This is a genomic window from Pseudomonas quasicaspiana (assembly GCF_021147825.1).
GTDB classification, from domain to species: domain Bacteria; phylum Pseudomonadota; class Gammaproteobacteria; order Pseudomonadales; family Pseudomonadaceae; genus Aquipseudomonas; species Aquipseudomonas quasicaspiana.
Map to the genome: position 1 here is coordinate 102,556 of NZ_JAGTPI010000004.1, position 24,237 is coordinate 126,792.

The window sequence follows — 24,237 nt, forward strand, 5'->3', positions numbered from 1 at the left end:
CTCTTGCCCCCGCCTCGGGGGCTTTTTATTGAAAGGTAGTACCCTTGGTGTAGAAAGGTATCGACCTTAGCCCTTCGACAGCCTTTATCACGGCGTCTTCCTTTTCTCTCAACCTTGAGTGCGCCAGATAGGTTCTTACACTGAGAACAGGGGCATTCTCGACCTCAAATAAGCAGCCCTGCTCAATTAGCGCTCTAACCATAGAATCGGAAAAATAGCCAGAGCCGCCTCGTTTGATGATGTAGTCAAGGGCAATTGTTTCTTGTGTGATTGAGAGGCGATGCTGAGGCACCCCGGGAAATGCTTCACTGTGTTGTTCCCTGAATGAACGGCTCCAATTGATGAAGATGTATCCCTCACCATGTCCCTGGTCGGCCTTCCTAGGTTGTGTGGATACGAGAATCAACCTTTCTTCAAGGTAAGGCTCCAGGGCCACGTCAGGCCAATGCGTGGGTTCGTACAGGATTGCGACATCCAGCAAACCTTCTCTGAGTTCGTTCATTAATAGCGTGGAATAATCAGATGTGACTTGAGTGCCTACTTTAGGGAGCTTGTCGCTCATCCAGCCCAGCCAGTCGCTGGTTATGTTTCCCCAGTGATTCATGGGGATACCCAAGTTGACCGAGGTCTGGACATTTAAGGGTAGAGACACCTCATGCTGTGCATGCTCCCATGTTTTTACCACTGACAATGCGTGGCGATAGAACATGTTTCCGCCGGTGGTAAGTGACACTCCGTGACGCGTCCGATTGAAGAGTTGGCGGTTCAAGCGGTCTTCCAAAGCCTTGATTCGTGCACTTACAGACGACTGGGTGATGTGCAGCTTTTCAGCAGCCTTGTGGAAGCTGCCGTTAGCTGCTACCTCGATAAACGCTCTCAGGTTTTCAATATTCATGGCTTTCCTTCGGGGTTTGCTAATCGTGAAGCGGCTGGGATCGTTAGCTAGCCTGCACAGTCGATCATGCGCAGCGATTTCTGGTGAGAACTGCGGCTCCACGCTGTGTGCTGGCGACTTGTAGAACTATGCCAGATTCGCTATTGAGTTCCTCTGCGCTTGCGCGATTTAACGGGGCGCGGGCAAATCGGGACGGACTTTTACCGACGCCAAACCAGACCGGGAGCTAAAGCTCCCGGTCTGGTTAATCCATCAAATTGGGAAACAGGGATTTTCCTTCCTCCTTGTTTTCGAGTTAGAAGTCACTCGGCTCCGCCGACATTAGGATTGCTGCGCAAAAGCTTGCCTCCGCTTTCCTCAATCAGTTTGAGCACTGCAAGGTGCGGAGCGGATTCACCGTACTTCTCGGTGGCCTTCTGATAGGTCTGGTACACGGTATTGGCAAGCGTGAGGTCTACGCTCAGGTAGTCGCCGAGGCCAGTTATCAGGCGCATGTCTTTGGTCGCTAGCCCGAGAGCGAAGGATGGATCATACGTCCCATCAAGCACCATGGGGATGTAGCGATCGACGACGTAGCTTTGCGCACAGCTATTCTGGAGAACGTTGTGAAGAACGTTGAGATCCAACTCAGCCTTAGCCCCAAGCATGAGCGCTTCGCCAATTCCTTGTGCTACCAGGTAGTTGAGATGCAACTGGATGAGTTTTGTAACATACCCTGCACCGGGTGGGCCCATGCGCACCGCACGCTTTGTGAAGCTTGCCAAAATCGGTTGCACGACTTCAAGGACAGGTTCGTCAATACCCAGCAGCATGGTCAGAGTGCCTACTGCGGCACCCTCAGCGCCACCGGTCACAGGCCCGTCGACCAGCGTGAGGTGATCAGGAGCCAAGGCACGGATCTTTGACCATTCCGCCAATTCACTGGTGCTTGTTTCGATCCAGATGGCGTCTGCTTTTGCGTTTTGTAAAATGCCGTCGCTACCTAGCGCAACTTGATTGACCTGCTTGGAGCTGGGTAGGGACGTGAACAAAATATCGCTTTGGCTGGCGATCTCTTGTACTGAAGCCCCGGATATAGCGCCTGCGCTGACCAAGCGCTCAACCGCTGAAGGGTTCAAATCCAATACTGTGAGTGTGTGGCCATTAGCCAGGCAATATCGAAGGAGGTTTGCCGCCATGCCGGAGCCCATATTGCCCAGACCGATAAATCCGATTTTCATGTTCTGACTCCAGTTTTAAATTCGAGTACCAAGGCTTGCACGCGTTTTAATAAATCAGATGGAGCTAACATAGGGAGCATGTGCGGTGAGCCCACCATCCATCACGTAAAGCTGACCTGTTGCAAATGTGGCCTCATCGGACACTAGCCATGTAGCCAAGTTGGCTATGTCAGCAGGCTCTCCTAAGCGACCAGCCGGATGCTGAGCAACGATTTTGCGCTCTGCCTCCGCGCCCGACTGCTGGCTTTTGAGATAGGCCGCCATCATTTCAGTGCGAATCCACCCTGGACAAATGGCGTTACAGCGTATGCCAAACTTTCCGTAATCAACCGCTATGGATCGAGTCAAGGCGTGTACTGCACCCTTCGATGCGCAGTAGGCTCCAAGGTCAGGGTCGGCGACCAAGCCATCGTAGGAGCCTATATTCAGAATCACGCCACCTGTTTCTTTCATGCTCTGGATTGCAGCTTTGGAGCATAGGAAAACGCTGCGCACGTTTGCTGCCATGACGTAATCCCATTCTTCAGGCGAGGTGTCACCAATAGGCTTTTCTAACTGAACCCCTGCGTTGTTAACGACTATGTCGATCCGGCCAAATCGGCCTCGTACTTGAGTGAAAAGGTCTTCTACGGCGCCTTCTTGAGTGACGTCGGCAGCAAGCACCATTACTGAATTGCTACGCAAGCCCTCGACCGAGCCTGTGCTGCGGGTGATAATCGCGACGTTCGCACCTTCACTAATGAAACGCTGCGCGATGGCTTGGCCAATTCCACGCCTTGCGCCAGTGACGATAGCGGTTTTCCCGCTTAATCTTCCCATGATCATTGATGCCTCCTCAGTAACCTTTGCCAGCGTCATAGACAGGGGAAGGAAGCTCGCCGCTGATAATCTTTTGGATGTTTTCTGCCATGACACGCACAGCGCTCTCGGGATAATTTATACCCCCAATGTGAGGTGTGACTATTGCGCTAGGATGTGTCCACAAACGACTGTTTTGCGGAAGGGGTTCATGAGCGAAGACGTCGAGAGCGGCCCCTCTTACCCGTCCGCTGTCCAGAGCCGCCAATAGAGCTTGCTCATTAATAATGCCGCCACGGCTGGCACTGATGACGAATGCGCCGTCTGGTAGCAAGTCCAGCTCCTTGGCGCCGATCATGTTTTGGGTGTGGGGCGTCAATGGGAGCGAGTTGATCAAAATGTCAGTTTCTCGAAGAAAACCTTCGAGCTCGTTTTCTCCACAGCGATAGCCGATGCCCTGCGCTAAAACACACGGATCGATCCCCCATCCGGTAACAGAAAATCGCATGTGATGCAGCAGTGCGGATGTATGCTGGCCGATTGCGCCCATCCCCATGATCCCAATACGCCGCTGATGCACAGCCACCGCCTGAAGGGGCTGCCATAAGCGCTCAAGCTGCTGCTTGTGGTAGCGCTGATAGCCACGATGGAAATGAAGTACCCAATGCAGTATGTGCATCCCCATATCATGTACTACTGCGTCATCTACAAGTCTTACCACTGGCACGCCTGCAGGTAAGTCAGGGTCGCTGACGATGTGCTCTACACCTGATCCAAACGAAAGTATCGCTTTGAGGTTTGGATACTTTGAGAGATCGCCATGCGGGTGTTGCCACACGGCTGCGTATTCAATTTCTTCAGGATTTCCAACGTTCGGATATACGCGTGCTTCCACATCCGGAAGAGCAGTCTCGAAAGCCTTTACCCAAGGTTTTGGATCTTTCCCGCTGTAGCTTATAAGGAGAGCCACTTGTTATTCCTCGCTCGGGGTGACTATTTCATGAGATGTTGATCAATAAAGTCATAGTCAAAAGTAAAGCCCAAACCTGGCCTGGTTGGAATGAGGGCGAAGCCGTCAATCACTTCAATAGATTCTTTGAACAGAGAAGAGAACCAGGAAACGTGCTCTACTGAAATGCAGTTGACCGCAGAGCCCGCAATGCAGAGGCTTTGTTCGGTGAAGATATGAGTTGAGACTGGAATGTGATACGCGGATGCTAGGGCGACCGATTTACGAAACTCGCTCAAGCCACCGATACGTTGTAGGTCAGGCATCAAAACATCCACAGCGCGGGCGTCAAGGATACTTTTCATGCCGAAGCGGGTGTAATCAGTTTCACCACTTGCCACAGGAATATTGATGCCGTTGCGCACTTGCTCATGACCGGCGAGGTCAAGTGCAGATACTGGTTCTTCGAACCAGCCTATGTCGTACTTTTCTATTCGTTGGGCCAGGCGGATGGCTGCCCTGGGGGTCAATGACTGATTCGCATCTGTCAGTATCTCGATGCTGGCACCGAGAGCCTCTCTCAAAGCAGCCACACGAGCGACATCTTCGTCTGGATTTTCTTTGCCAAGTCGCAGCTTCACAGATCGGAAGCCTTGGTCGACATAACCCAATGCTTCATCAATAAGTTGATTTACATTCGACGATAACCAAAGTCCACTGCTCGCGTAAGCTTTTACTTTTTCTCTGCATGCACCAAAGACTTGATGAAGAGGCATGTTTGCCTTCTTGCCCACCAAATCCCACAACGCGGTGTCTATAGCAGAAAGTGCAGAAATGGAAACCCCCTTATGGCCTACGGGATTAATGTCAAGCCACATATTTTCCCAAATTCGCTCCACATACATCGCGTTTTCACCAATGACGTGGTGTGCCAGGCTTTTGATCATTCCATCGAATACATCTAAGCGCGACTTGTTGAGAGCAAATACATAGTTTTCACCCGTCATTCCACACTCAGTCTCAACTGTTACAAGCAAGCAGCCAACGGACTCGGTTTTATGAATAGCGGTAATCATTGGTTGCTCCAACGGAACATCCACTTTTAGAGTTGTGAGTTTTTTGATTATCAAAATAATTACCTACCATTCAATGCGGTGAGGGCGCTGGCCTAGTGGTTTATGCTGGGTTTAAGGGTGGTTGACACGCAGCGCTGATATTACTTTTGCCTTGTCTAGATAGCCGACAATCGAATTGTCTTCGTCGACTACTGCAATATTCTTCTCTACGCCCATCAGAATGGGAATCACTTCTTCAAGGGATTGATTTCTGCGGACGGTCGAATGAGGTGTCACCCTCTCGGCTGCAGCCTTATCGCCAATAGCTACAGCCGAAACGCTATGCATTAAATGCTCAACCTTAATGGCTTTAGAGCGATTTACCCCGCCAATGAAGTCTTCAACATAGCTACAGGAGGGAGACATCAAAATATCTGATGCGGTCCCAGTCTGAATAAGCTCTCCATCTTTCAATATCGCGATCTTATCGCCGATTTTCAAAGCCTCATCCAAGTCGTGAGTAATAAATACAATAGTCTTATTTAGTTTTTTCTGTAGCTGGAGAAGTTGTTCCTGCATTTCCGCCTTGATCAAAGGATCAAGTGCGCTGAAAGCTTCGTCCATTAGAAGAATGTCTGGATCGTTCACCAGCGCCCGAGCAAGACCTACCCGCTGCTGCATACCACCAGAAAGCTGAGCGGGGTAGTGAGCTTCGACGCCGGAGAGTCCGACCTGTTCCAGCCAGTGCCGAGCGATTTCTTCCCGCTCCTTTTTTGAAACCCCTTGAATTCTCAAACCAAAAGCGGCGTTGGATAGTACGGTTTCATGCGGCAGCAGCCCGAATCGCTGAAATACCATACTGATCTTTTTACGCCTAAACGTCTCGAGTTCGTTTTTTCCGAATTTTAGAATATCGCGACCATCTATCAGCACCTCACCGCTGGTCGGTTCAATCAATCGATTGAAGTGGCGGATCAACGTTGATTTTCCTGATCCCGATAGGCCCATGATGACGAAGATTTCACCCTCACGGATCGTTAGGGAGACATCGGTCAAACCTACAACGTGGGCAGTTTCGCGTAATATCTGAGCTTTAGACTCGCCAGCATGGATGCGCTTAATCGCGCTTTCAGGATGATTGCCGAAAATTTTATAAATATTTTTGACTTCGATTTTCACATTGGTATTCATTTTTGTGCCCATTATTTATTGATATGAAGATGGGCCTGGGCACGCTTCCCGTAGGCTTGAGTAATTCGATCAAATACGATTGCCAATATCACAATAGCCGTTCCGGCGAGTAAGCCACGGCCAACTTCAAGCCGGGTGATGCCTTGTAATACTTGATAGCCTAAGCCTTGTGCGCCAATCATTGATGCTACAACTACCATGGCCAAAGCCATCATCGTCGCTTGGTTGATACCCGCCATAATATTTGGTAGCGCAAGCGGTATTTGTACCCAGAATAAGCGTTGGAAACGATTTGCGCCGAAGGAATGCGAAGCTTCCATTATCTCGTTATCTACCATTCGTATGCCGAGGTCTGTAAGCCTTATCAGTGGCGGAACCGCATAGACAATAGTGGCAAGTACAGCGGGTATTTTTCCTGGCCCGAAAAGCATGATCGCAGGAATTAGATAAACGAAACTTGGCATCGTTTGCATGACGTCCAGCAGCGGCAACATAACCGAGCGAAACCTGTCCCACCAAGACATCATGATTCCCAACGGAACCCCGATTATGATTGACAGTATGGTGCACACCAGCATGAGTGCGAGAGTCCTCATACCATCCTCCCACAGCCCCAGTACGCCTATCAGCATCATTGCGCCGGCCAGGAGAATTGTGAGTAAGATCTTTCGCGATCCTAAGTAGGCAACGGCTGCTATTGCAGCTACCACGACCCACCAGGGCACCCCCATCAGGAAAGATTCAAACGCGTTGAGCATTACCAGGAAAGGATGAAAAAGATTTTCAAGGAAGGTTGCCCATTGCGTGACGAAACCATCTACGAAACTGTCGATGGCGCCGCGAAGGGCGCGCGGATCAATTATTACTGGAAACATTCAAATTACCCCACTGGGACGAAGCCCGGCTCAGATGCCAATGTTATTGTTCTAATTAATTAAGGGCATTCCGTGACCCGAAAGCGCGGCAGGGGTCTCGATATTGCACCGATTCCTTTTTGGTGGGCCTCCCGTCATTTAGGGCACCCATCGATACCAGCTTATCTGACTGTTTCCCTCCGAATAATCCAAATATCTATAGACGTTTGAATGTATTCGGGGGTTATCTAGGACAGATATCTGCCACGCTTAAAAACGGTAGGAAGAGTCTTTGCGATCTAGCAACCTGATGAGCGCAGGCCATTCATGTTTACCGGCAGGAAAGCTCTGATATTGTTCGCAGGCTTTTTCCCACATGGCCGGATTTGTCTTTACTAAAGGCAATCCAGTCGCGCAAGCCTGAAGCATTGTTTGGCAAGCTCTTGTGAGGTAATACATGTTGATGAAGCATTCCCCAGCCGTTTCACCTACAGTGAGAAATCCATGGTTGCGCATAATCATACATTTGTTGTTGCCCAAGTTGTCAGCGAGGCGTTGGCTTTCATTCAGGTCAACCGAGAGACCTTCCCAGTCGTGGTAACTGATTCTGCCGTAAAGCATTGATGAGTCTTGAACGAGGTGAACGATGTCTTCAATCGCTGTGGCTGCCAGGGCAGCTGGGGCGTGCGAGTGAAATACGAACTTGGCGTTTGGTATGCTGTTGTGGATGCCTTTGTGGATCACGAAACCCGCTGTGTTCACGTCCGGAGGGCCATCAAGGACGTTGCCATCCTGGTCGATCTTAATCAAATTCGACGCAGTAATTTCGGTGTTATGCAGTCCGAAATGGTTCATCAGGAAATTATGGCCACCGCCAGGTACGCGGGCAGTGATGTGGTTCCACACGATATCGTCGAACCCATGGTCATGCGCCAGTCTGTGCATCGCCGCAAGGTCAATTCGTACCTGCCATTCCTCGGGCGTGTAGCGTGGTTTTGCCGAGGTTGCTCCGCTAAATTCAGCCATTATTGCGCATCTCCTCATCATTTTTGTCGGTCTAGAATACCTTTTGGTTTGGATCTTATGCCCGGTACATCAGTGAGGGAAATTAATAATCGTAGCAAAGAACTTAAACGTTTTTTATGGTTGTCAATGCCCCAATTTAGAGCGCTTGGTCTCAAAGTGACCTTGATACCCTGTAGCTTGACGCCGTGCGCAGGCTCGCTCCTTAGGCATCCCCGACATACCCAGCGCACTATTTTTGCAACGTTATACGATTACTCATCTATCACCGGGCGGGTGAGTGAGCACGGATGGTGCAGATTTATTAGCCCGAAATATTCGAGACATGAAGCTCAAGCTCAGCGGCGAAGCAGTTTACGGCTTCAGTGGACTCGCAAGGGCTACGATGCAGCTCTATATCAATTGTTCCAAGCACTGGTAGCCTGGGCGACGTCAGTATCTGCCATTCGTCTTCCTTGACCAGAGAAGCGGACATCGGGGAAAGGGCTAAGCCATTGCTGATGGCGATGTCAAAACCGGTTACGCCAGAGCACTCAAAGGCGATGTACCAAGGGATCTCGCTTTTGTTAAGCATATCGATTGCTCGGCGACGGTAGTCACATCCTTGCTGATAGAGTGCTAATGGCAAGGGGGAGTCTAGGTTGACCTCGAAGTCTCTCGCTGCAACCCACACAAGCTGCTCTCGCCTTACCACGGTTCCACCCGGCTCGCGCGGAGACCTCGTGACTAGAATCAGATCCAAGTCCCCGTCGTGCAGGCTCTGAAATAATCTTGGGCTGAATTCGTTTTTTATCTGAAGGCGGACGCGTGGAAACCGCTGAATGAAGCGTCGGATGACGTCCTGCATGAACGTACGCGCGTATCCATCAGGCACGCCGAAGCGAACCACCCCCTCGATTTCGTCTTCACTAATAGCGTGGTAAGCCTCGTCCGCCAACGCTAGGATGCGACGTGCGTAAGGCAAAAGGATCTCACCCTCTCGGGTTAGACTAATTTTGTTATACGCCCTATTTATAAGGCTCTTGCCCACGGTTTCTTCAAGCTTTTTCAACTGGATGCTAATAGCCGCTTGAGTTCTGTGTAGCGATAAAGCTGCCTTCGATATGCTTCCAGCCTCAACGATTGAGGCGAAGGTGACCAGTTGGCTGAAATCGAAACGCTTCATTTGACGCATCACCTCTTTCTTATGAGCTAGTCCACCCTAATCCAATATCGCGGGGCCAGATATACCTGCTTATGGAAAAATGATGCGTAATTGTCGTGCTGCGGATGAGCTGCAGTCTCTCTCAAGGGCCACCCCCCGATGGGTACGCCTGCTTCAAGCAAAAAACCTCAAATCAACCCACTGACAAAGCAGCAACGGTCAACGAAGTACCGAAAAGCAACTTAACAGCGGTGAATAGGTTCTTGATGAGGCCAAGCTCAACCTCATGTTTCCCAACAAATCGACTGTTTTCAACAGAGTCGACTCCAAGCGGACGTTCGTGATGGATTTAATGGGCGAGTGGATGATTGGTCCTCGACTCATCTGCGGTCGATCGCTCAGGGAGCAGGGCCCTGCTGCCATTGGGCTGAAAGGGCTGGTCAAAGCTCGTAATGCATTGGTGCACCATAGATCCAAGGAGTGGGAAAGCGGGAAAGGCCCAGCGCTCGATGGCGGATCGATGAGTAACATTTGAAGACACGGTACCCAAAGCCTTCAAAACACTCTAGCTCTGCGCTGATGCGGTGCTGCAATCATTCTTGGGTGAGCTTTCCTTTATATGGGAAACAAATCTTAGCGACACATCACGTATTCCTGAGACAGAGGCAACGCGGCCGCAAGATCCATTAAAAACTTGGAAAGTGCGTAGAGTTCCGAACTTGTTATCCAAGCAGGCTCACGGCGGTTGAGTTTTATAGACCCTGACTGGTCGATCTGGAAGGGCACGGCCTGCCCGGTACCACCATTCGCCGCAGTCTCGCGGCACCGGCCATCTGTTCAATCAACTCCTGGACTGCAATGCAGTCGCCGGCGGCAATCCAGCACATGGGGTCCAGCGTCCACTGCTCGAAATTACCGAATGCAAAGCTCTCGTCCTGGGCGATCACTGAGCGACCAAGAAACCAGCTCGGTAGCCCGGAGGTCGCTATTTGTACCAATGCGCATTGAGCGGAGGGCCTCGGTGTTCCCGCCATTGGCCTCTACATCCCTTAATTGTTTTTTTGATTTGACAAACGCAGCGCTGCAAGCATAGCCTGATTGCGTTTCTGGGATTAAATAAGCAGTTTTCTGGGGTGGATCCACCCTATGGCATCCGTGTCCTGGCCAGCTTTTTCAGAATGCCAGTGCTAAAGCAATGGATTGCAGGATCATGACGCAGGATGCGTGGTTTTGGCATTCCAAGCGGGTCTGCTTTGTCCACGACTTAGCAGGCGTGATTGGATGTCAGCGGTATGAGCGTTTGGCCCTCCAACGCTTACGGACCCAAATAGACGCTATGAACCTGCCTCAACCGTCAGGTTCGCGGCTGAATCTAAAAATAATGAGGAACGGTCATGAGCACCGACGCGAAAACCATATCCCCGGTCGAGAAGGCTGCCGTGCGCAAAATGATGCTGCGGCTTTTGCCTTTCTTGATGTTCTGCTACTTCATTGCCTACATTGACCGCGTCAACATTGGCTTCGCCGCACTGACAATGAACAAAGACGTTGGTCTGACCGCGAGCATTTTCGGTTTCGGAGCCACATTGTTTTTCGTGGCATACGTGCTGTTTGAAATGCCTAGCAACGTCGCCATGGAGAAATTTGGCGCGCGGCGCTGGATCGCTCGGATCATGATCACCTGGGGCATCGTCGGTTTTTGTACTGCGTTCATCACCGGTCCGATTTCCTTTGGTATTTCTCGCTTCCTGCTCGGTGCCGCTGAGGCCGGTTTCTTTCCAGGCGTACTCCTTTACCTCACTACTTGGTTCCCCAAGGCTTACATGGCGCGAATCGTGGCTGTGTTTATGGTCGCGGTACCGCTATCCAATTTCATCGGCTCGCCCCTGTCAGTTCTTTTACTGAAATTGGATGGCCTCTGGGGCTACCGTGGCTGGCAGTGGTTACTCATGCTGGAGGCACTGCCTGCTGTAATCATGGGCATTGCTACGCTGTTCTTTCTTCCTAGCAAACCATCCGAAGCTCGCTGGCTAACCGATGACGAGAAAAACTGGCTTTCAGGCCGTCTTGAAGATGAAAGAAAAGAGCGCGAGCACAGCGAGAAAAACAAGCCACACAAACACGGTGCAAGCAAGATCTGGGCTGCTATGAGCAATAAGTGGGTACTGCTGCTCGCCGTGATCTATATGAGCATATCGGCAACCAGCAATACTCTGTCACTCTGGATGCCTCAGATCCTTAAGTCGTTCCACCTGACTGATACGCAGACCGGTCTGTTGAACATGATTCCATTCGGGCTGGGCGCTGCCTTCATGATTTTCTGGGGTATGCGTGCTGACAAAACTGGCGACCGAATCTTCAGCACTGCGGTTCCTATGGCGATCATGGGATTGAGCTTCGTCGCCACCCTGATGACTGACTCCCTTGTAATCACTCTGATCTTGCTGTCCATGGTACTGATCAGCAATTTTGCCTTGAAAGGGCCTTTTTGGGCCCTTACAGGTGAAACGCTTCCTCCGGGGGTTTTGGCTGTGGGTATTGCAGCAGTCAACACCTTGGGGCATTTGGGTACTGGTACGCTGAACTACTTCGTGGGCGTTATTCGGGACAAAACGGGTAGCTTCCCGCTGGCGTTGTTGCCAATCGCCGGGATGTGCTTTGTGGGCGTGATATTGGTGTTCTACATCGGTAGCCAAAACGCAAAGTCTCAGAAGCTCGCTGAAGCCATTAGATAAACAGCAAGCGCTAAAAAAAGCCCGGGTACGGTCTCCAGTTCCCCGGGCTTTTTGCTGCATATTGAAAAGAGACAGAGATATAGAGAGAGAGGTAAAAGTCGGCATGGTATGGCGATCCACCAAGAGCGCAACATGCTAGGGGCCTTGGCGTAGGTTGCATCGTCCGAAATGAAAGTGGTGTTCATCCACGAGGTTCTTGGTGCTCTCGCGGATGAACGGGTGATGCTTACACTGCCAGAGCTCGCTCACGCAGTTCGTAGTTCAGGATACGGTCGTTATCGCTGTAGTCGATAGGGCAATCGATCACGTGCACGCCAGGAGTCTTGATGCAGTGCTCAAGCAACGGCAGAAATCCTGCGGCGCTTTCCACACGGTGACCATTGGCACCGTAAGCTTCGGCATATTTGACAAAGTCCGGGTTACCGTAGTCCAGGCCATAGTCAGCGAAGCCCATATTGGCCTGCTTCCAACGGATCATGCCGTACCCGTCGTCACGCAGGATCACTACAGTAATGTGCATGCCCAGACGGACTGCGGTTTCCAGCTCTTGGCTGTTCATCATGAAGCCACCATCGCCACATACCGAGATCACCGAACGGTCTGGGTATACCAAGTGCGCGGCCATGGCTGAGGGTAGACCCGCTCCCATGGTCGCCAGGGCGTTGTCGAGCAGCACAGTGTTGGGCTTGTGCGCCTTGTAGTTGCGCGCAAACCAGATCTTGTAGATCCCGTTATCAAGCGCAACGATGCCTTCGGACGGCAGGGCGCGACGAACGTCGGCTACCAGACGTTGCGGGTAAACCGGGAAACGGTCGTCGTCGGCGCCTTCGACGATCTGCGCCTCGTTGGCTTCGCGTATGGCCAGGAGCCGAGTGAAGTCCCAGTGGCTGACGTCGGTCAGGGCTTCGCCGATCTGCCAGACGGCATTGGCGATATCGCCGATGACTTCGATCTGTGGGAAGTACACAGCATCAACTTCGGCAGAGCGGAAGTTGATGTGAATTACTTCGGTGCCGCCTCGGACCATAAAGAACGGCGGCTTCTCGATGACGTCGTGGCCGATGTTGATGATCAGGTCAGCAGCCTCGACGGCACGGTGCACGAAGTCGCCGGACGACAGCGCAGCATTGCCTAGGAAACGTGGGTGACGCTCATCGACGACGCCCTTACCCATTTGAGTCGTGATGAACGGAATCCCCGTCTGGTCGATCAGCTGCTTGAGGACTTTAGCGGTCATTTTGCGATTTGCACCGGCGCCAATCACCAAAATCGGGCTACGCGCGATATTAAGTTTTGCGACTGCAGCTTCGACGGCCTTGTGCTCGGCCAGCGGACGACGTGCGAGGCTCGGCGGGATCGGTAGGCTGTCGGTCTGCTCAGCAGCGATGTCTTCCGGCAGTTCCAAATGTACAGCACCTGGCTTCTCTTCTTCGGCAAGGCGGAAGGCCTCACGCATGCGGGCCGGGATGTTGTCCGCCGAGGCAAACTGGTGCGTGTATTTGGTGATAGGACTCATCATGTCGCAGACATCAATGATCTGGAACCGACCCTGTTTGGACTTCTTGATCGGCTTTTGCCCTGTGATCATGAGCATTGGCATCCCGCCCAGATAAGCGTAGGCGCCGGCGGTCACGAGGTTGGTTGCACCTGGTCCAAGGGTAGAGAGGCTAACCCCGGTCTTGCCTGTCAGACGGCCATAGGTCGCTGCCATGAACCCGGCAGACTGTTCATGGCGGGTCAGCACCAGCTTAATTGGTGATTTGCGCAGGGACTCCAGGAGGTCCAGGTTTTCTTCGCCGGGAATACCGAAAACGTATTCAACGCCTTCGTTCTCCAGACATTGCACAACGACATCTGCGGCCTTGGCCATGGGTGTAAACCTCTTGGGGGGGAGAAGACAGAAACGCCTGTCCTGGGGGGCCAGCGCTGCCACAGTGGAGCCTGCCAGCTCCACCACAAGCGCCGGCGACTATCGACAAGAATGCAGCCATGAAACAACACTGGGTAATCATGGACTACCCATTGTAGTTATGACGATGCAGAGCTGCGCCCCTGGGGACGCAGTGGGTAACTTTGTCAGGGAACAGTCACGCCAGTAATGGAGTGCCGTAAAAGTGCGTCATGAATAAAGCCTTCGGCAATCAGGTTCCTAATAAAATCGTCGAGCCACACGGATGCTTGCTGCCCTCGCGCTTTGGGCACGCCCATGGCCTGCCGGATCTGCATGAAAGGCTCTTGGATCAGCCTAAGGCCAGGATTCGAGTTCCGGTCGGTCTCCAATTGCTGGCGAACGCCGGCAGCAACCTCTAAATCGTGCTTGATGAAGGTATTGACCACGGCGGGTGAAGACGTGGCGCGAACCAGCGTCGCGTGCTGTATTTCACGAGTCAGGAATAGGTCATACGCGCTACCTTCACCCACCGCGATGCGATTGCCAGCCACATCGATATCGCTCAGTGCGTGTGCAGGAAAGCTATCGCGCACCAGGTAGCAGCCCTCGATGATGACGTAGGGGGAGGTGAATGCGATCTGAGCACCTCTCACAGGATCAATGGCAAAAAAGCCAACGTCAGCCTCACCGTTCTCGACGGCCTTGACTGCGAATCCTGCTGTGTCGACCGTTACCAGATGCAAGCGCAGGTTCAATGCCTGAGCCAGACGCCGAGCGATATCCACAGAAACTCCCTGGGGTTCATCGCCCGATAACGGGCGATGAGCCAAAATAGGGTTTCCATAGTTGATCACCACCCGTAGCTCTTCTGTGAGGGCAAAGGACCGACGCAACTCAGAGCTGATCGCTTTCATATTGATAACGTGTCCGAGGGAACGAGAACGCTACCTTCCATGAGCCGGCGTGCCGAACGGCTCATGACCGCCTTTGAAACTACCCATGTGCCTTCAACCTGCCGAGCTTCTGCACCGACAGCAAGGCTCCCGGACGGATGCCCGAAGCGAATTTGGCGGCCGGCGGAATCTGGCACCAGACGATTGATGACTGTGCCAGGAATGACCGCTGCAACAGCGATTGCAACAGCGCCGGTTCCGGTCATGGCGTGATGCAGTTTGCCCATGGAAAAAATACGCGCATTGATATCGAGCGTTGCCGGATCCACAACCTTGCCATTAGACGCGGTGTAACCTTCTGGTGCTGCAACGAAAGCCAGTTTTGGGGTGTGGGGGCGTAACTGTGTTGCTTGTTCGGGAGACTGCGCCAGCCCCATTTTCACAGCTGCGTGAGAGCGGATCGCCTCGGCTTTAGCCAGCAACTCGGGATTGCTGTTGAGGTGCTGCTGCAGCTCGTTGCCTCGCAGGCCCAGAACATCCGCATGTACGAAGATGGCTGGGTTTCCGGCATTGATCATGGTGAGTTCAACGTCGCCCACGCCGGGCACAGATAGAGTATCTATCGCATTCCCTGTGGGAAACATGCCACTCACCCCTTCTTCTTCGGCGTCGCCACTTGGGTCGAGAAATTCGATTTTTATCTCCGCTGCCGGGAAGGTCACACCATCAAGTTCGAAGTCACCTTCTTCAATCACCTGTCCGTCGCGCATTGGGACGTAGGCAATGATCTTTGCATTGATATTGGCTTGCCAGATTCTTACTACTGCGATGCCATCCGCCGGCGCGGCCACAAGACCTTGTGCGATCGCGAAGGGGCCCACGGCAGAGGTCAGGTTACCGCAGTTGCCGGACCAGTCGACGATCGGCCGGTCTATCGCAACCTGGCCAAAGCGATAGTCCACATCGCAGTCAGGCTCGTTTGATTTACTGACCAATACGACTTTGCTGGTACTGGACGTAGCCCCGCCCATGCCATCGATTTGCTGACCATAAGGGTCCGGACTGCCAATCACGCGAAGCAAAATGCGATCTCGGGTTTCAGGATCGTCAGGCAGCCAATCAGTACAGAAAAAGACCCCCTTACTGGTGCCGCCACGCATGTAAATGGCTTTGAAGGACTTTTGTGGCATGGGAACCTCAGCGAACTGTCAGGGATTTATGCGTTTATTCGACAACAAACGCAAAAATACCGCAAGGGCAAATTTTGTTAACATTTGCGCTTTATCCCTGCATCAGTTCGCCGGGTGTATATTCCACGCTCTGCCAAGCCTTTTAAGCTCATAAGACATGACCCAGGACCTGACCAAAAGCCAGCGCAAGGCGTTGCGCGAGATCATCAGCTACGTTCGTCGAGAGCGGTTGCCCATGGGCACCCATCTACCGGAGTGGACGTTAGCCAAACTTATCGGAACGTCTCGCTCACCCGTTAAGGTGGCATTAGAGTGTCTAGTGGGAGCCGGATTGATGCGGTTCGACAGAAACCGTGGCTATCATCTACACGGGGACGTGGACAATCTGCCACCGGAGTTGCAGGTTCATTTTCAGGAAATTGACGATCCGCTTTACCTTCGTTTGGCAGACGCGCGCTTTGATCGTTTGGTTGCTGATTCTGTAACGGAGGCTGATCTGACTCGCCTTCTGGGCGTGTCGAGAAGCGAGATTGGCAAAGTGCTTTCGCGAGCACAAAGCGAAGGATGGGTTGAAAAGGAAGTAGGCTACGGTTGGCGTTTTCTTCCGATGATTGACTCGCTGGAAGCCTACGAGGACATGTACTCGCTGCGATTGGCTATTGAGCCAGCCGGCATTTTGAATAGCAAGTTCAGGCCTGACTTGGCGCAGCTGGGCTTGCTACGCGAAGAGCAGCAGGCGATTTTAGACGGCGGTTATCTGACCATGACCGCCATTGAGCGGTTTGAGTCCAATGCGCGTTTCCATGAAACGATAGCCGAATGGTCGGGTAATCGATTCGCGCTCCAGACGCTTCGTCGGCTTGACCAGGTGCGCCGATTGGCCGAATACCGCCAAACGCAGCTGGATCTGCCGCGCCAGGCGCTCGCGGTAGAGCATCTACAAATTCTGGATGCTATCGAAGCCGGTGATAACCTCGGTGCGGCCAGCTATATGCGTCAGCATATCGAAGGCGCTTGGCGCAAGAAGGCGGTTTCCGCTGTATTCCAGTCGCCTTCAAAGGCTCAGCCGGAAACTGACGCGAGCTGACTCTCAGCGCGTATCGCCTGTTTAGCTAAAGCCACCGCATGGTGGTTTTTTTATAGGTTGGATCTCTGGTTGCGTTTTTTGTTTGACAAGCGCAATTAGGCGGATTTAGTCTGGCTGTGCTTTCGGCATAAAATAAACAATGTCCAGTTGTCATGGACTCAACGTCGCCGGACGACAGGTGCCCTGATGAGCTCTGAAAACCTTCGTTTTATCGATACGCATGCCTATGTTTTTCATCGACAGCTGCCCTTCATTGAAAGCCGCAGATTCACACCTGCGTCCGATACAGCGTACGAGTCTTTTATCGACAAACTCGACAGCCACGCAATAGACAGAGCTGAACTGAGCGCCGTGAGCATCGCAGCTTCATTGCTGTCATCGGCCTTCGGCCCTGAACGCCTGCTTTGGGCCAGCGACTGGCCTTTTATCCAACATGAAAGCACTCAGCATAATTCAACCCAGCTGGCGCATCTGGAGCGCTGGCTGCCGGATGTCGCTGACCGAAAAAAAGTGCTGGTGGACACCCCGACCGAATTGTTCGAGTTCTAAACGTGCACCTGATGAGTTGCCCTAGAGAGAATTACATGACCGACGCCAACAAGCTTTCCAAAACAAGTCTGCGGTCGTTCAAGACGTCCGATGGCCGTGAACACCACTACTATTCATTGCCTGCGCTCCAGACAGCGGCCTATCCGAACTTGAGCCGTCTGCCTGTAGTGATTCGGATCCTGTTGGAGTCGGTATTGCGCAACTGCGATGGCAGCAAGGTGCTCCAATCTCATATCGAAGATCTCGCAAACTGGCAGCCACACGGCAGCAGGGAGCGGGAAATTCCGTTTGTAGTCGGTCGCGTCCTTCTTCAGGACTTCACGGGCATCCCGTTATTGACCGACCTGGCCGCCATGCGCAGCCAGGCAAAGAAACGTGGTGGTAACCCCAAAGCTATCGAGCCGCTCGTACCCGTTCACATGGTGGTAGATCATTCTGTACAGACAGAGTTTTCGAACGTGCCTGGCGCGCTTCGCAAGAACATGGAGGTCGAATTCCAGCGTAACCGTGAACGCTATGAGCTGATGAAGTGGGGCATGCAAGCGTTCGAGACATTCAAGGTCATTCCGCCAGGCATCGGTATCTGCCACCAGATCAATCTGGAGTATCTGGCTCAAGGTGTGATCGAGAAGGACTCAGTCGTATACCCAGATACGCTCGTGGGCACCGATAGCCACACGACGATGATCAATGGCATCGGCGTGCTGGGTTGGGGTGTGGGTGGTATCGAAGCCGAAGCCGGCATGCTCGGTCAGCCTGTTTACATGTTGATGCCGGACGTTGTCGGGGTTGAGCTCAAAGGCAGTCTGCGTCCTGGCGTCACGGCGACAGATGCTGTGCTGCAGATCACCCAGACGCTGCGTGCTGCCAAAGTGGTCGGCAAGCTTGTCGAGTTCTTTGGCGAGGGAGCAAGCTCCCTGAGTGCGACTGACCGTGCAACTATCGCCAACATGGCGCCTGAATATGGCGCAACGACTGGCTTCTTCCCGGTCGACGACAAGACGCTCGACTACTACCGCCAGACCGGGCGTAGTGCTGAGCAGGTTGAGCTGATCCGCAAGTACTTTGAAGCCCAGGACATGTTCGGCACACCTGCTGCTGGCAGTGTTGATTACTCGACCGTGATCACGATCAACCTCGATCAGATTGTTCCGTGTGTATCCGGCCCCAAGCGTCCTCAGGATCGCGTTGACCTCACCGGGCTCGCGCGCCGGTTCGATGAGGTCATGGTTCAGGATGCCAAGAGCGGCGGCTACGCCAAGAGCAAGGGTCAGCTTGAAGAGTTGTACCCAGTCACTGCTAAACCTGCTGGCGCGGCTGGCCCGGAACAGACTTACGAAGTAGGTCACGGTCACGTGCTGGTCGCAGCGATTACCTCGTGCACCAACACCTCAAATCCCGAACTCTTGATCGCCGCTGGCTTGCTGGCCAAAAAAGCAGTCGAGAAGGGGTTGGTCGCCAAGCCATGGGTGAAGACGCTTTTTACCCCTGGCTCCCGAGTCGTAACGGCGTACCTGCAGGATGCCGGACTTACGGAACCCCTCAGCCAGCTCGGCTTTGACATCGCGGCCTATGGCTGCGGTGCTTGTGTCGGCAATATCGGCCCGCTTGATCCTGCTTTGGAAAAGGTAGTCGTCGGTGAGGACCTGGTCTGCAGCGCAGTGCTGTCAGGCAACCGGAATTTTGAAGCGCGCATCCACGGCAACCTGCGTGCGAACTTCCTTGCCAGCCCACCTTTGGTGGTTGCTTTTGCGCTGGCAGGCTCCACGCGGTGTGACCTGACCACCGAACCGCTGGGCTATGACCACGACGGGAAGCCGGTACTGCTGGCCGATCTTTGGCCAACCAACGATGAAATCAAAGCGCTGAGCGTAAAGGCTGCAAACGCCCAGCTGTACAAAGATCTCTATGCTGATTTGACCAAGGATCATGACCTCTGGAACTCGATCAAGACCAGCGAGGGCGAGGTGTATGACTGGCCTCAGTCAACTTACGCCGCTGAGCCCGATTTCTTCGACACCACCCAGGCTGCTCGCCCTATCCTTGGCGCGCGTGCGCTGGCCATTCTGGGCGACTCCATCACCACCGACCACATCAGCCCGGCCGGCTCGATCACCCCTGATTCAAGTGCCGGAAAATGGCTCGCTGAGCATGGGGTAGAGCGCAAGGACTTCAACACCTATGGTGCTCGCCGAGGTCACTTTGAGGTCATGGTACGTGGCACCTTTGCCAACGTGCGCCTGAAGAACCTGATGCTTGCGACAAAGGCAGATGGATCGGCAGACGAAGGCCCATACACGCTACTTCAACCTTCCGGCACTCGGACAACCTTGTTCGATGCGTCGCGCAGCTACATCGCTGCACAAACCCCGACATTGATCTTCGCAGGCGAGGAGTACGGGTCGGGTTCCAGTAGGGACTGGGCGGCGAAGGGCACACGCTTGCTGGGGGTACGCGCTGTTATTGCCAAAAGCTTCGAGCGTATTCACCGCAGCAATCTGGCCGGGCTAGGAGTGCTTCCATTGCAATTCAAGGACTCTGATGATGTGAGATCTCTCGCGTTGGATGGCACCGAAACCTTCGACATTCTTGGCGTGGAAAGCGGCGTAATGCCTACTCAGGATGTAACGCTTCGGATCACGCGCCGGAACGGTAGCCAGCAAGACGTTACCCTATTGGCCCGTATCGATACCGCGATCGAAGCGACCTACTTCGCTAACGGAGGAATTCTGCCTTTCGTATTGGCAGGCCTGCTTTCTTCCGAGAACAGGCACCCAGTCAAACAACGAACGCCAACGGAGGCTTAATAATCTAAGAGTCGACTAGTTTCAAAATTAATCAATATTCCGTAACTATTACAAGTAAAAAAGCGAGCCTGACGACAGCCAGGTTCGCCGCAGGAGACGGAAATGAGCCTGACTGTAGTAGATGCTGTGGCATTGATATAACCAATCAACAAGCCTTACAACGGAGTACGGTTAACAATGCGCATAGCAACTGATGCCCATCCTTATCTTGGCTTTTGTTTTCAATTACATCTATCGTACCAGTGCAGGGTTTGTGGCTCTGACCATAAATGCCGATCTGGGCATGACCGCGACGCAGTTAGTCGGGGGTATGAATCCTCTATGCGAGTTTCCATTGCTGCACTGGGTGCAACGTCCGTTCGGACAAACTTCTGCGACATTCCTACCAGGCCTATTTTGCATGGCTGTTATGCTGCTCTTATCCGCAGTTATGACATTGATTCTGACTTTTCCTTAAAGCCGAATAAATAGATACGCTTAACATCTAGGCATTCAATATCCTGCTGACGGCCTCCCTATGATAAAAATAATGAATGAGGAGGTTTTGCTGCTCGCGCTAAAACTTTGCGAAATGCTAGATCGCCGGGGAGGGGGAATAGATTTTATCTTTGGGGGTGAGCGTTCTAGCACTCACCTGTGTAGTCAACATTGCGAGCGGGATCATAAACATCTAGCCATGGGGAGGCCCTACCGCGCGGGCAGTTGCAGCGCTGCACGTCGGTGCGCTGGATATCTTCATGCCAATGATTCCGGCCGTGCTCCTGGCTTATGCTGTGCTGACTCTCACCGCAGTCATCAGGCTTGAAACCGTTGGCGAGGTTGATCGGTTATGCCCATGCTGGAGTCGATCCTGGTTATATGGGCATAGGCTCATTGGCCGCGACGCCGCTGTTGCTTCATCGAACGGGTCTGAAAAAAATCGATCTGGATGTGATCGAAGCCAATGAAGCCTTTGCTGCGCAAGCGTGTGCGGTTAATCAGGATCTGGGACTGGAGCCGCAAAAGGTCAATCCCAACGGTTCCGGCATATTCCTGGGGCACCCGTTCGGCATCACTGGAGCACTAATCTCCACCAAGCTATCCACGAGTTGCAGCGCATCGGTGGACGCTGCACGCTGGTGACCCCGTGTATTGGTGGCGGGCATGCCCACGGCTCCACAGTCATGACGTCGAGCAAAGTTATTTACAGCAATCGGTTTTGAGTACACAATTCAGTCCATCAATGAAATTTAATCTTATGAAAAACGTAGAATTTCAAAGACTTGGAAGGTGAGTTATGATCCCGTCCGCTGCGCCATATTCCGCTTCAAGGCCCTTGAACTCCTTGAAGCAACAGAAAGCCCGCCTAGTGCGGGCTTTTTGTTGTATGGGTTTTTTGCTTCTGCGATTTGGTCAGGCGTCAGCCCGGGAATCTGCAGGAGCTGCCGAAGGCTGCGATGGCGGTGTGTCAGGATGAATGCTTCGCAGCCTTCGGTAGCTCCTACAAAGTAAACAGCAGGTAGAGCCTTTTACGATTACTCGCGCGTCAATTTTCGTATTGGTTCGTCTATTGCTGGATTGTGTCCCCCATCCTTGGTGCAAACGCCGGATCCGTGTAGCCTGAACGCCGCAGATGAACAGAAAGTCGTCGACCAGTGTCTGCTCTCAAGAGAATGGGGCGGCTCGTCCTGACGACCCGATTAAACTTCCCAGCCTTAGTGTCGGCCCACCAGGTTACGTCGGCGAGCGGTATTGGATAAAGGCAGGATGTAGGTCCTGAGCAGGACCAGGAGAATCTACGATGTTTGCCAGGCAGGATTTATTAGAGTCTTTTGATGTAGTCGATGAAGACAGTTCTGGGCATCTTTTTTTTCAGTATGATTTTCCAAAGAAAACTTTTCGATACTGTTTGAAAAGCTGTGCTCATCATTATGCTGTCGTTGGGTCTGAAGATGTAGATGACCGCAAGTTTGCATCTGCTGTATTGGATCAATTGCCAGAGCTTCTGTCTCCCGTTAAGCCTACCCTATATAGTCTGCAAGAAAACAGTTATGGCTTTACTCATGCGATAGCGGTTCCAAAGGATTATCACGGGCATTTGAAAGGGGATTTGCGGGATAAACGTGATGGGCTATTTCTCTGCGTTCCGATTTTCAAGTGTGAATTTTCCGGGAGTGAGAGTGAAGTTGAATTCAAGCAATTGGTACGTATGCTGCCGATTTTTGAATGGAATAGAGACGTTTTTCCCAAATTAAATGTTTACTTTGATAATCCTTCGACAGGGGCAGGGACGGATGAAGAGGGTGCGCTGTTTAAATTTTCGACATTGGTTTTGGAAATTGAAAACTTAAATGGTGTCGTCAGTGGTTTTATTGAAATAACGAACTATAAGGCCGATGTGATAGAAGTTTTGTCACCTGCTATCGATGCGTATACGTTGATAAGAAATCGTTGTGATGATGAGGCTGAGACACCATTGAGTTTTTCCGTGCTTATGAAAAAGATTGCCGAGTTCTCCCAGCTTTAGTTGAGCTGTTGATGACACCGGACCGGAAGCAAAGTCGAACTTGATTGTGGGTGGTGACGCCTGTTTTCAGGTTCCACCTCCTCAAGGCCCTTGAACTCCTTGAAGCAACAGAAAGCCCGCCTGGTGCGGGCTTTGTTGTCTGGCTTTTAGTGATATGCCCGGCCGGTCCTACGAGATCCCGCCAAAGCCCTTGAGATGAGCGTACGGATGGCGGGGCCGGCATTGCCCGTTGATGCCTCGACACCGGAACTGGCTCGTGAGCGGGTGGCGCGCTTGCGCGGCACGCTGCGCTGACTGTCCGTCGCAACAACACCCGCAACACCCGCAGCACGGTGCAATGCCGGCTGCGGCACAGGCTGAAACAATCTCTCACTTAATCATAATTATTCTCATCCCCCCTTCGTCTTATTGGAAAGCAGGTAAGAAGGCTGACGTAAAAGGCCTTCTACCGATCTATTCGCTGGCGACAGGAGAGTAAGTCCGATGGCATTTGATCGCGAAGACGCGCTGTACAAGGTTCTGATCAATCAGCAAGAACAGTATTCGCTGTGGCCCGACTACAAGGCCGTGCCGGCCGGCTGGCGTGAGGCGGGCAAGCAGGGCAGCAAGGCTGACTGCCTGGCCTACGTCGAGCAGGTCTGGACCGACATGCGGCCCCTGAGCCTGCGGCAAAAGATGGACGGGCAGACGGAGGCGCGTTAAGCCATGCAGCGTCCTGCCCTGCGACTGTTCTGTCTACCTTACTCCGGTGCCAGCGCCATGGTTTATCTGCGCTGGCGTCGCTCGCTGCCAGCATGGATAGAGGTCTGTCCGCTTGAGTTGCCCGGTCGTGGCCGACGTTTTAACGAGCCGCTGCAAACCGATATGCCAGCGCTGGTGGCGCAGCTTGCCGTCGAACTGGAAGGTCGCCTTGATCTGCCTTACGTCCTGTTCGGTCACAGCCTGGGAGCGTTGCTCGCTTTTGAGTTGGCTCACGCCTTGCGGCGCAAGGGTGCACCGCCTGCGCGCACGCTGTTCGTCTCCGGCGCACCGGCTCCCGCCCACCGTGAATACCACACTGACTTGCAGGCAGAGCAGAGCGATGAGCAGTTGCTGGCCCGTTTGCGTCAGTTGGGCGGAACCGACGAGGCGGTGTTCGCGGACCCGGAAATGCTGCTCCTGACTCTGCCGGTACTGCGCGCCGATTTTCTCTTGTGTGGCCGTTATCGCTATGACCGCCGGGCATTGCTCAGTAGCCCGATTCATGTGTTTGGCGGCAAGCAGGACCGCATGTCGGTAGAGGCTTTGTCGGCGTGGCAGAACGAAACCGCTGAAGGCTTCTCCCTGGAGATGTTTGACGGCGACCACTTTTTTATCAATGCCCATGAAGCGCACCTGCTCGAGCTGATGGTCGAGCGCCTGCAGCCAGTCGGGCCAGTGCAACAGCCGGTCACGGCTTGAGCGGAGAATG

At 52.9% G+C, this 24,237-nt stretch carries 19 protein-coding genes and 1 pseudogene; 8 read left to right on the plus strand and 12 right to left on the minus strand.

Annotated features, from left to right (window positions below; genetic code table 11):
* Positions 1 to 25: 25 nt before the first annotated feature.
* The 9 genes from KDX30_RS04770 to KDX30_RS04810 form a co-directional block, all read right to left on the minus strand.
* The gene (locus KDX30_RS04770; RefSeq protein ID WP_231675138.1) at positions 26 to 895 is read right to left on the minus strand and encodes a LysR family transcriptional regulator; all 870 of its coding nucleotides are present in this window, start codon (positions 893 to 895) and stop codon (positions 26 to 28) included.
* Between the two features lie 302 nt (positions 896 to 1,197).
* Positions 1,198 to 2,115, minus strand: a complete 918-nt coding sequence (locus tag KDX30_RS04775; protein ID WP_231675139.1) for an NAD(P)-dependent oxidoreductase — start codon at positions 2,113 to 2,115, stop codon at positions 1,198 to 1,200.
* 54 nt (positions 2,116 to 2,169) lie between these two features.
* The gene (locus KDX30_RS04780; RefSeq protein ID WP_231675140.1) at positions 2,170 to 2,940 is read right to left on the minus strand and encodes an SDR family NAD(P)-dependent oxidoreductase; all 771 of its coding nucleotides are present in this window, start codon (positions 2,938 to 2,940) and stop codon (positions 2,170 to 2,172) included.
* Between the two features lie 10 nt (positions 2,941 to 2,950).
* Positions 2,951 to 3,883, minus strand: coding sequence for a 2-hydroxyacid dehydrogenase (locus tag KDX30_RS04785; RefSeq protein ID WP_231675141.1), 933 nt, complete (start codon positions 3,881 to 3,883; stop codon positions 2,951 to 2,953).
* 23 nt (positions 3,884 to 3,906) lie between these two features.
* Positions 3,907 to 4,992 (minus strand): mandelate racemase/muconate lactonizing enzyme family protein, encoded by a 1,086-nt coding sequence (locus KDX30_RS04790; RefSeq protein ID WP_264760203.1) that lies wholly within the window; start codon positions 4,990 to 4,992, stop codon positions 3,907 to 3,909.
* A 57-nt stretch (positions 4,993 to 5,049) separates the two neighbouring features.
* Positions 5,050 to 6,108 (minus strand): quaternary amine ABC transporter ATP-binding protein, encoded by a 1,059-nt coding sequence (locus KDX30_RS04795; protein WP_231675143.1) that lies wholly within the window; start codon positions 6,106 to 6,108, stop codon positions 5,050 to 5,052.
* 11 nt (positions 6,109 to 6,119) lie between these two features.
* Positions 6,120 to 6,983 carry an ABC transporter permease gene (locus tag KDX30_RS04800; RefSeq protein ID WP_231675144.1) on the minus strand — a complete coding sequence of 288 codons (864 nt, stop codon included), beginning with the start codon at positions 6,981 to 6,983 and terminating at the stop codon, positions 6,120 to 6,122.
* A gap of 249 nt (positions 6,984 to 7,232) precedes the next feature.
* The gene (locus tag KDX30_RS04805) at positions 7,233 to 7,988 is read right to left on the minus strand and encodes a class II aldolase/adducin family protein (RefSeq protein ID WP_231675145.1); all 756 of its coding nucleotides are present in this window, start codon (positions 7,986 to 7,988) and stop codon (positions 7,233 to 7,235) included.
* 301 nt (positions 7,989 to 8,289) lie between these two features.
* A complete protein-coding gene (locus KDX30_RS04810; protein WP_231675146.1) occupies positions 8,290 to 9,150 on the minus strand; it encodes a LysR family transcriptional regulator in 861 nt (286 codons plus the stop codon).
* Positions 9,151 to 10,523: 1,373 nt separating this feature from the next.
* Here KDX30_RS04810 and KDX30_RS04820 point away from each other — a divergent pair.
* Complete coding sequence (locus KDX30_RS04820) at positions 10,524 to 11,864, plus strand: MFS transporter (RefSeq protein WP_231675147.1); 1,341 nt, start codon at positions 10,524 to 10,526, stop codon at positions 11,862 to 11,864.
* Positions 11,865 to 12,090: 226 nt separating this feature from the next.
* Here the strand turns inward: KDX30_RS04820 and KDX30_RS04825 are convergent, their stop codons facing one another.
* The 3 genes from KDX30_RS04825 to prpF all read right to left on the minus strand — a co-directional run bounded on the left by KDX30_RS04825 (position 12,091) and on the right by prpF (position 15,838).
* Positions 12,091 to 13,734 carry an acetolactate synthase large subunit gene (locus KDX30_RS04825; protein ID WP_231675148.1) on the minus strand — a complete coding sequence of 548 codons (1,644 nt, stop codon included), beginning with the start codon at positions 13,732 to 13,734 and terminating at the stop codon, positions 12,091 to 12,093.
* 206 nt (positions 13,735 to 13,940) lie between these two features.
* Entirely contained in the window at positions 13,941 to 14,669 is a 729-nt protein-coding gene (locus KDX30_RS04830; protein WP_231675149.1) for a transporter substrate-binding domain-containing protein, read from the minus strand.
* Positions 14,666 to 15,838, minus strand: a complete 1,173-nt coding sequence (gene prpF / locus KDX30_RS04835; RefSeq protein ID WP_231675150.1) for a 2-methylaconitate cis-trans isomerase PrpF — start codon at positions 15,836 to 15,838, stop codon at positions 14,666 to 14,668. Before prpF ends, KDX30_RS04830 begins: the two co-directional genes overlap by 4 nt.
* A gap of 157 nt (positions 15,839 to 15,995) precedes the next feature.
* Here prpF and KDX30_RS04840 point away from each other — a divergent pair, with 157 nt between their 5' ends.
* The 7 genes and pseudogenes from KDX30_RS04840 to KDX30_RS04870 all read left to right on the plus strand — a co-directional run bounded on the left by KDX30_RS04840 (position 15,996) and on the right by KDX30_RS04870 (position 24,227).
* The gene (locus KDX30_RS04840; protein ID WP_231675151.1) at positions 15,996 to 16,925 is read left to right on the plus strand and encodes a GntR family transcriptional regulator; all 930 of its coding nucleotides are present in this window, start codon (positions 15,996 to 15,998) and stop codon (positions 16,923 to 16,925) included.
* Positions 16,926 to 17,111: 186 nt separating this feature from the next.
* The gene (locus tag KDX30_RS04845) at positions 17,112 to 17,474 is read left to right on the plus strand and encodes an amidohydrolase family protein (RefSeq protein ID WP_231675152.1); all 363 of its coding nucleotides are present in this window, start codon (positions 17,112 to 17,114) and stop codon (positions 17,472 to 17,474) included.
* A gap of 35 nt (positions 17,475 to 17,509) precedes the next feature.
* Positions 17,510 to 20,281, plus strand: coding sequence for an aconitate hydratase AcnA (acnA, locus tag KDX30_RS04850; protein ID WP_231675153.1), 2,772 nt, complete (start codon positions 17,510 to 17,512; stop codon positions 20,279 to 20,281).
* 789 nt (positions 20,282 to 21,070) lie between these two features.
* Positions 21,071 to 21,483 (plus strand): annotated as a pseudogene (locus KDX30_RS04855) (hypothetical protein); the annotation flags it as partial.
* Between the two features lie 578 nt (positions 21,484 to 22,061).
* A complete protein-coding gene (locus KDX30_RS04860; RefSeq protein ID WP_231675154.1) occupies positions 22,062 to 22,787 on the plus strand; it encodes a hypothetical protein in 726 nt (241 codons plus the stop codon).
* A 483-nt stretch (positions 22,788 to 23,270) separates the two neighbouring features.
* Positions 23,271 to 23,489 carry an MbtH family protein gene (locus tag KDX30_RS04865; protein ID WP_122708425.1) on the plus strand — a complete coding sequence of 73 codons (219 nt, stop codon included), beginning with the start codon at positions 23,271 to 23,273 and terminating at the stop codon, positions 23,487 to 23,489.
* 3 nt (positions 23,490 to 23,492) lie between these two features.
* Positions 23,493 to 24,227, plus strand: a complete 735-nt coding sequence (locus tag KDX30_RS04870; protein WP_122807890.1) for a thioesterase II family protein — start codon at positions 23,493 to 23,495, stop codon at positions 24,225 to 24,227.
* Positions 24,228 to 24,237 lie beyond the last annotated feature (10 nt).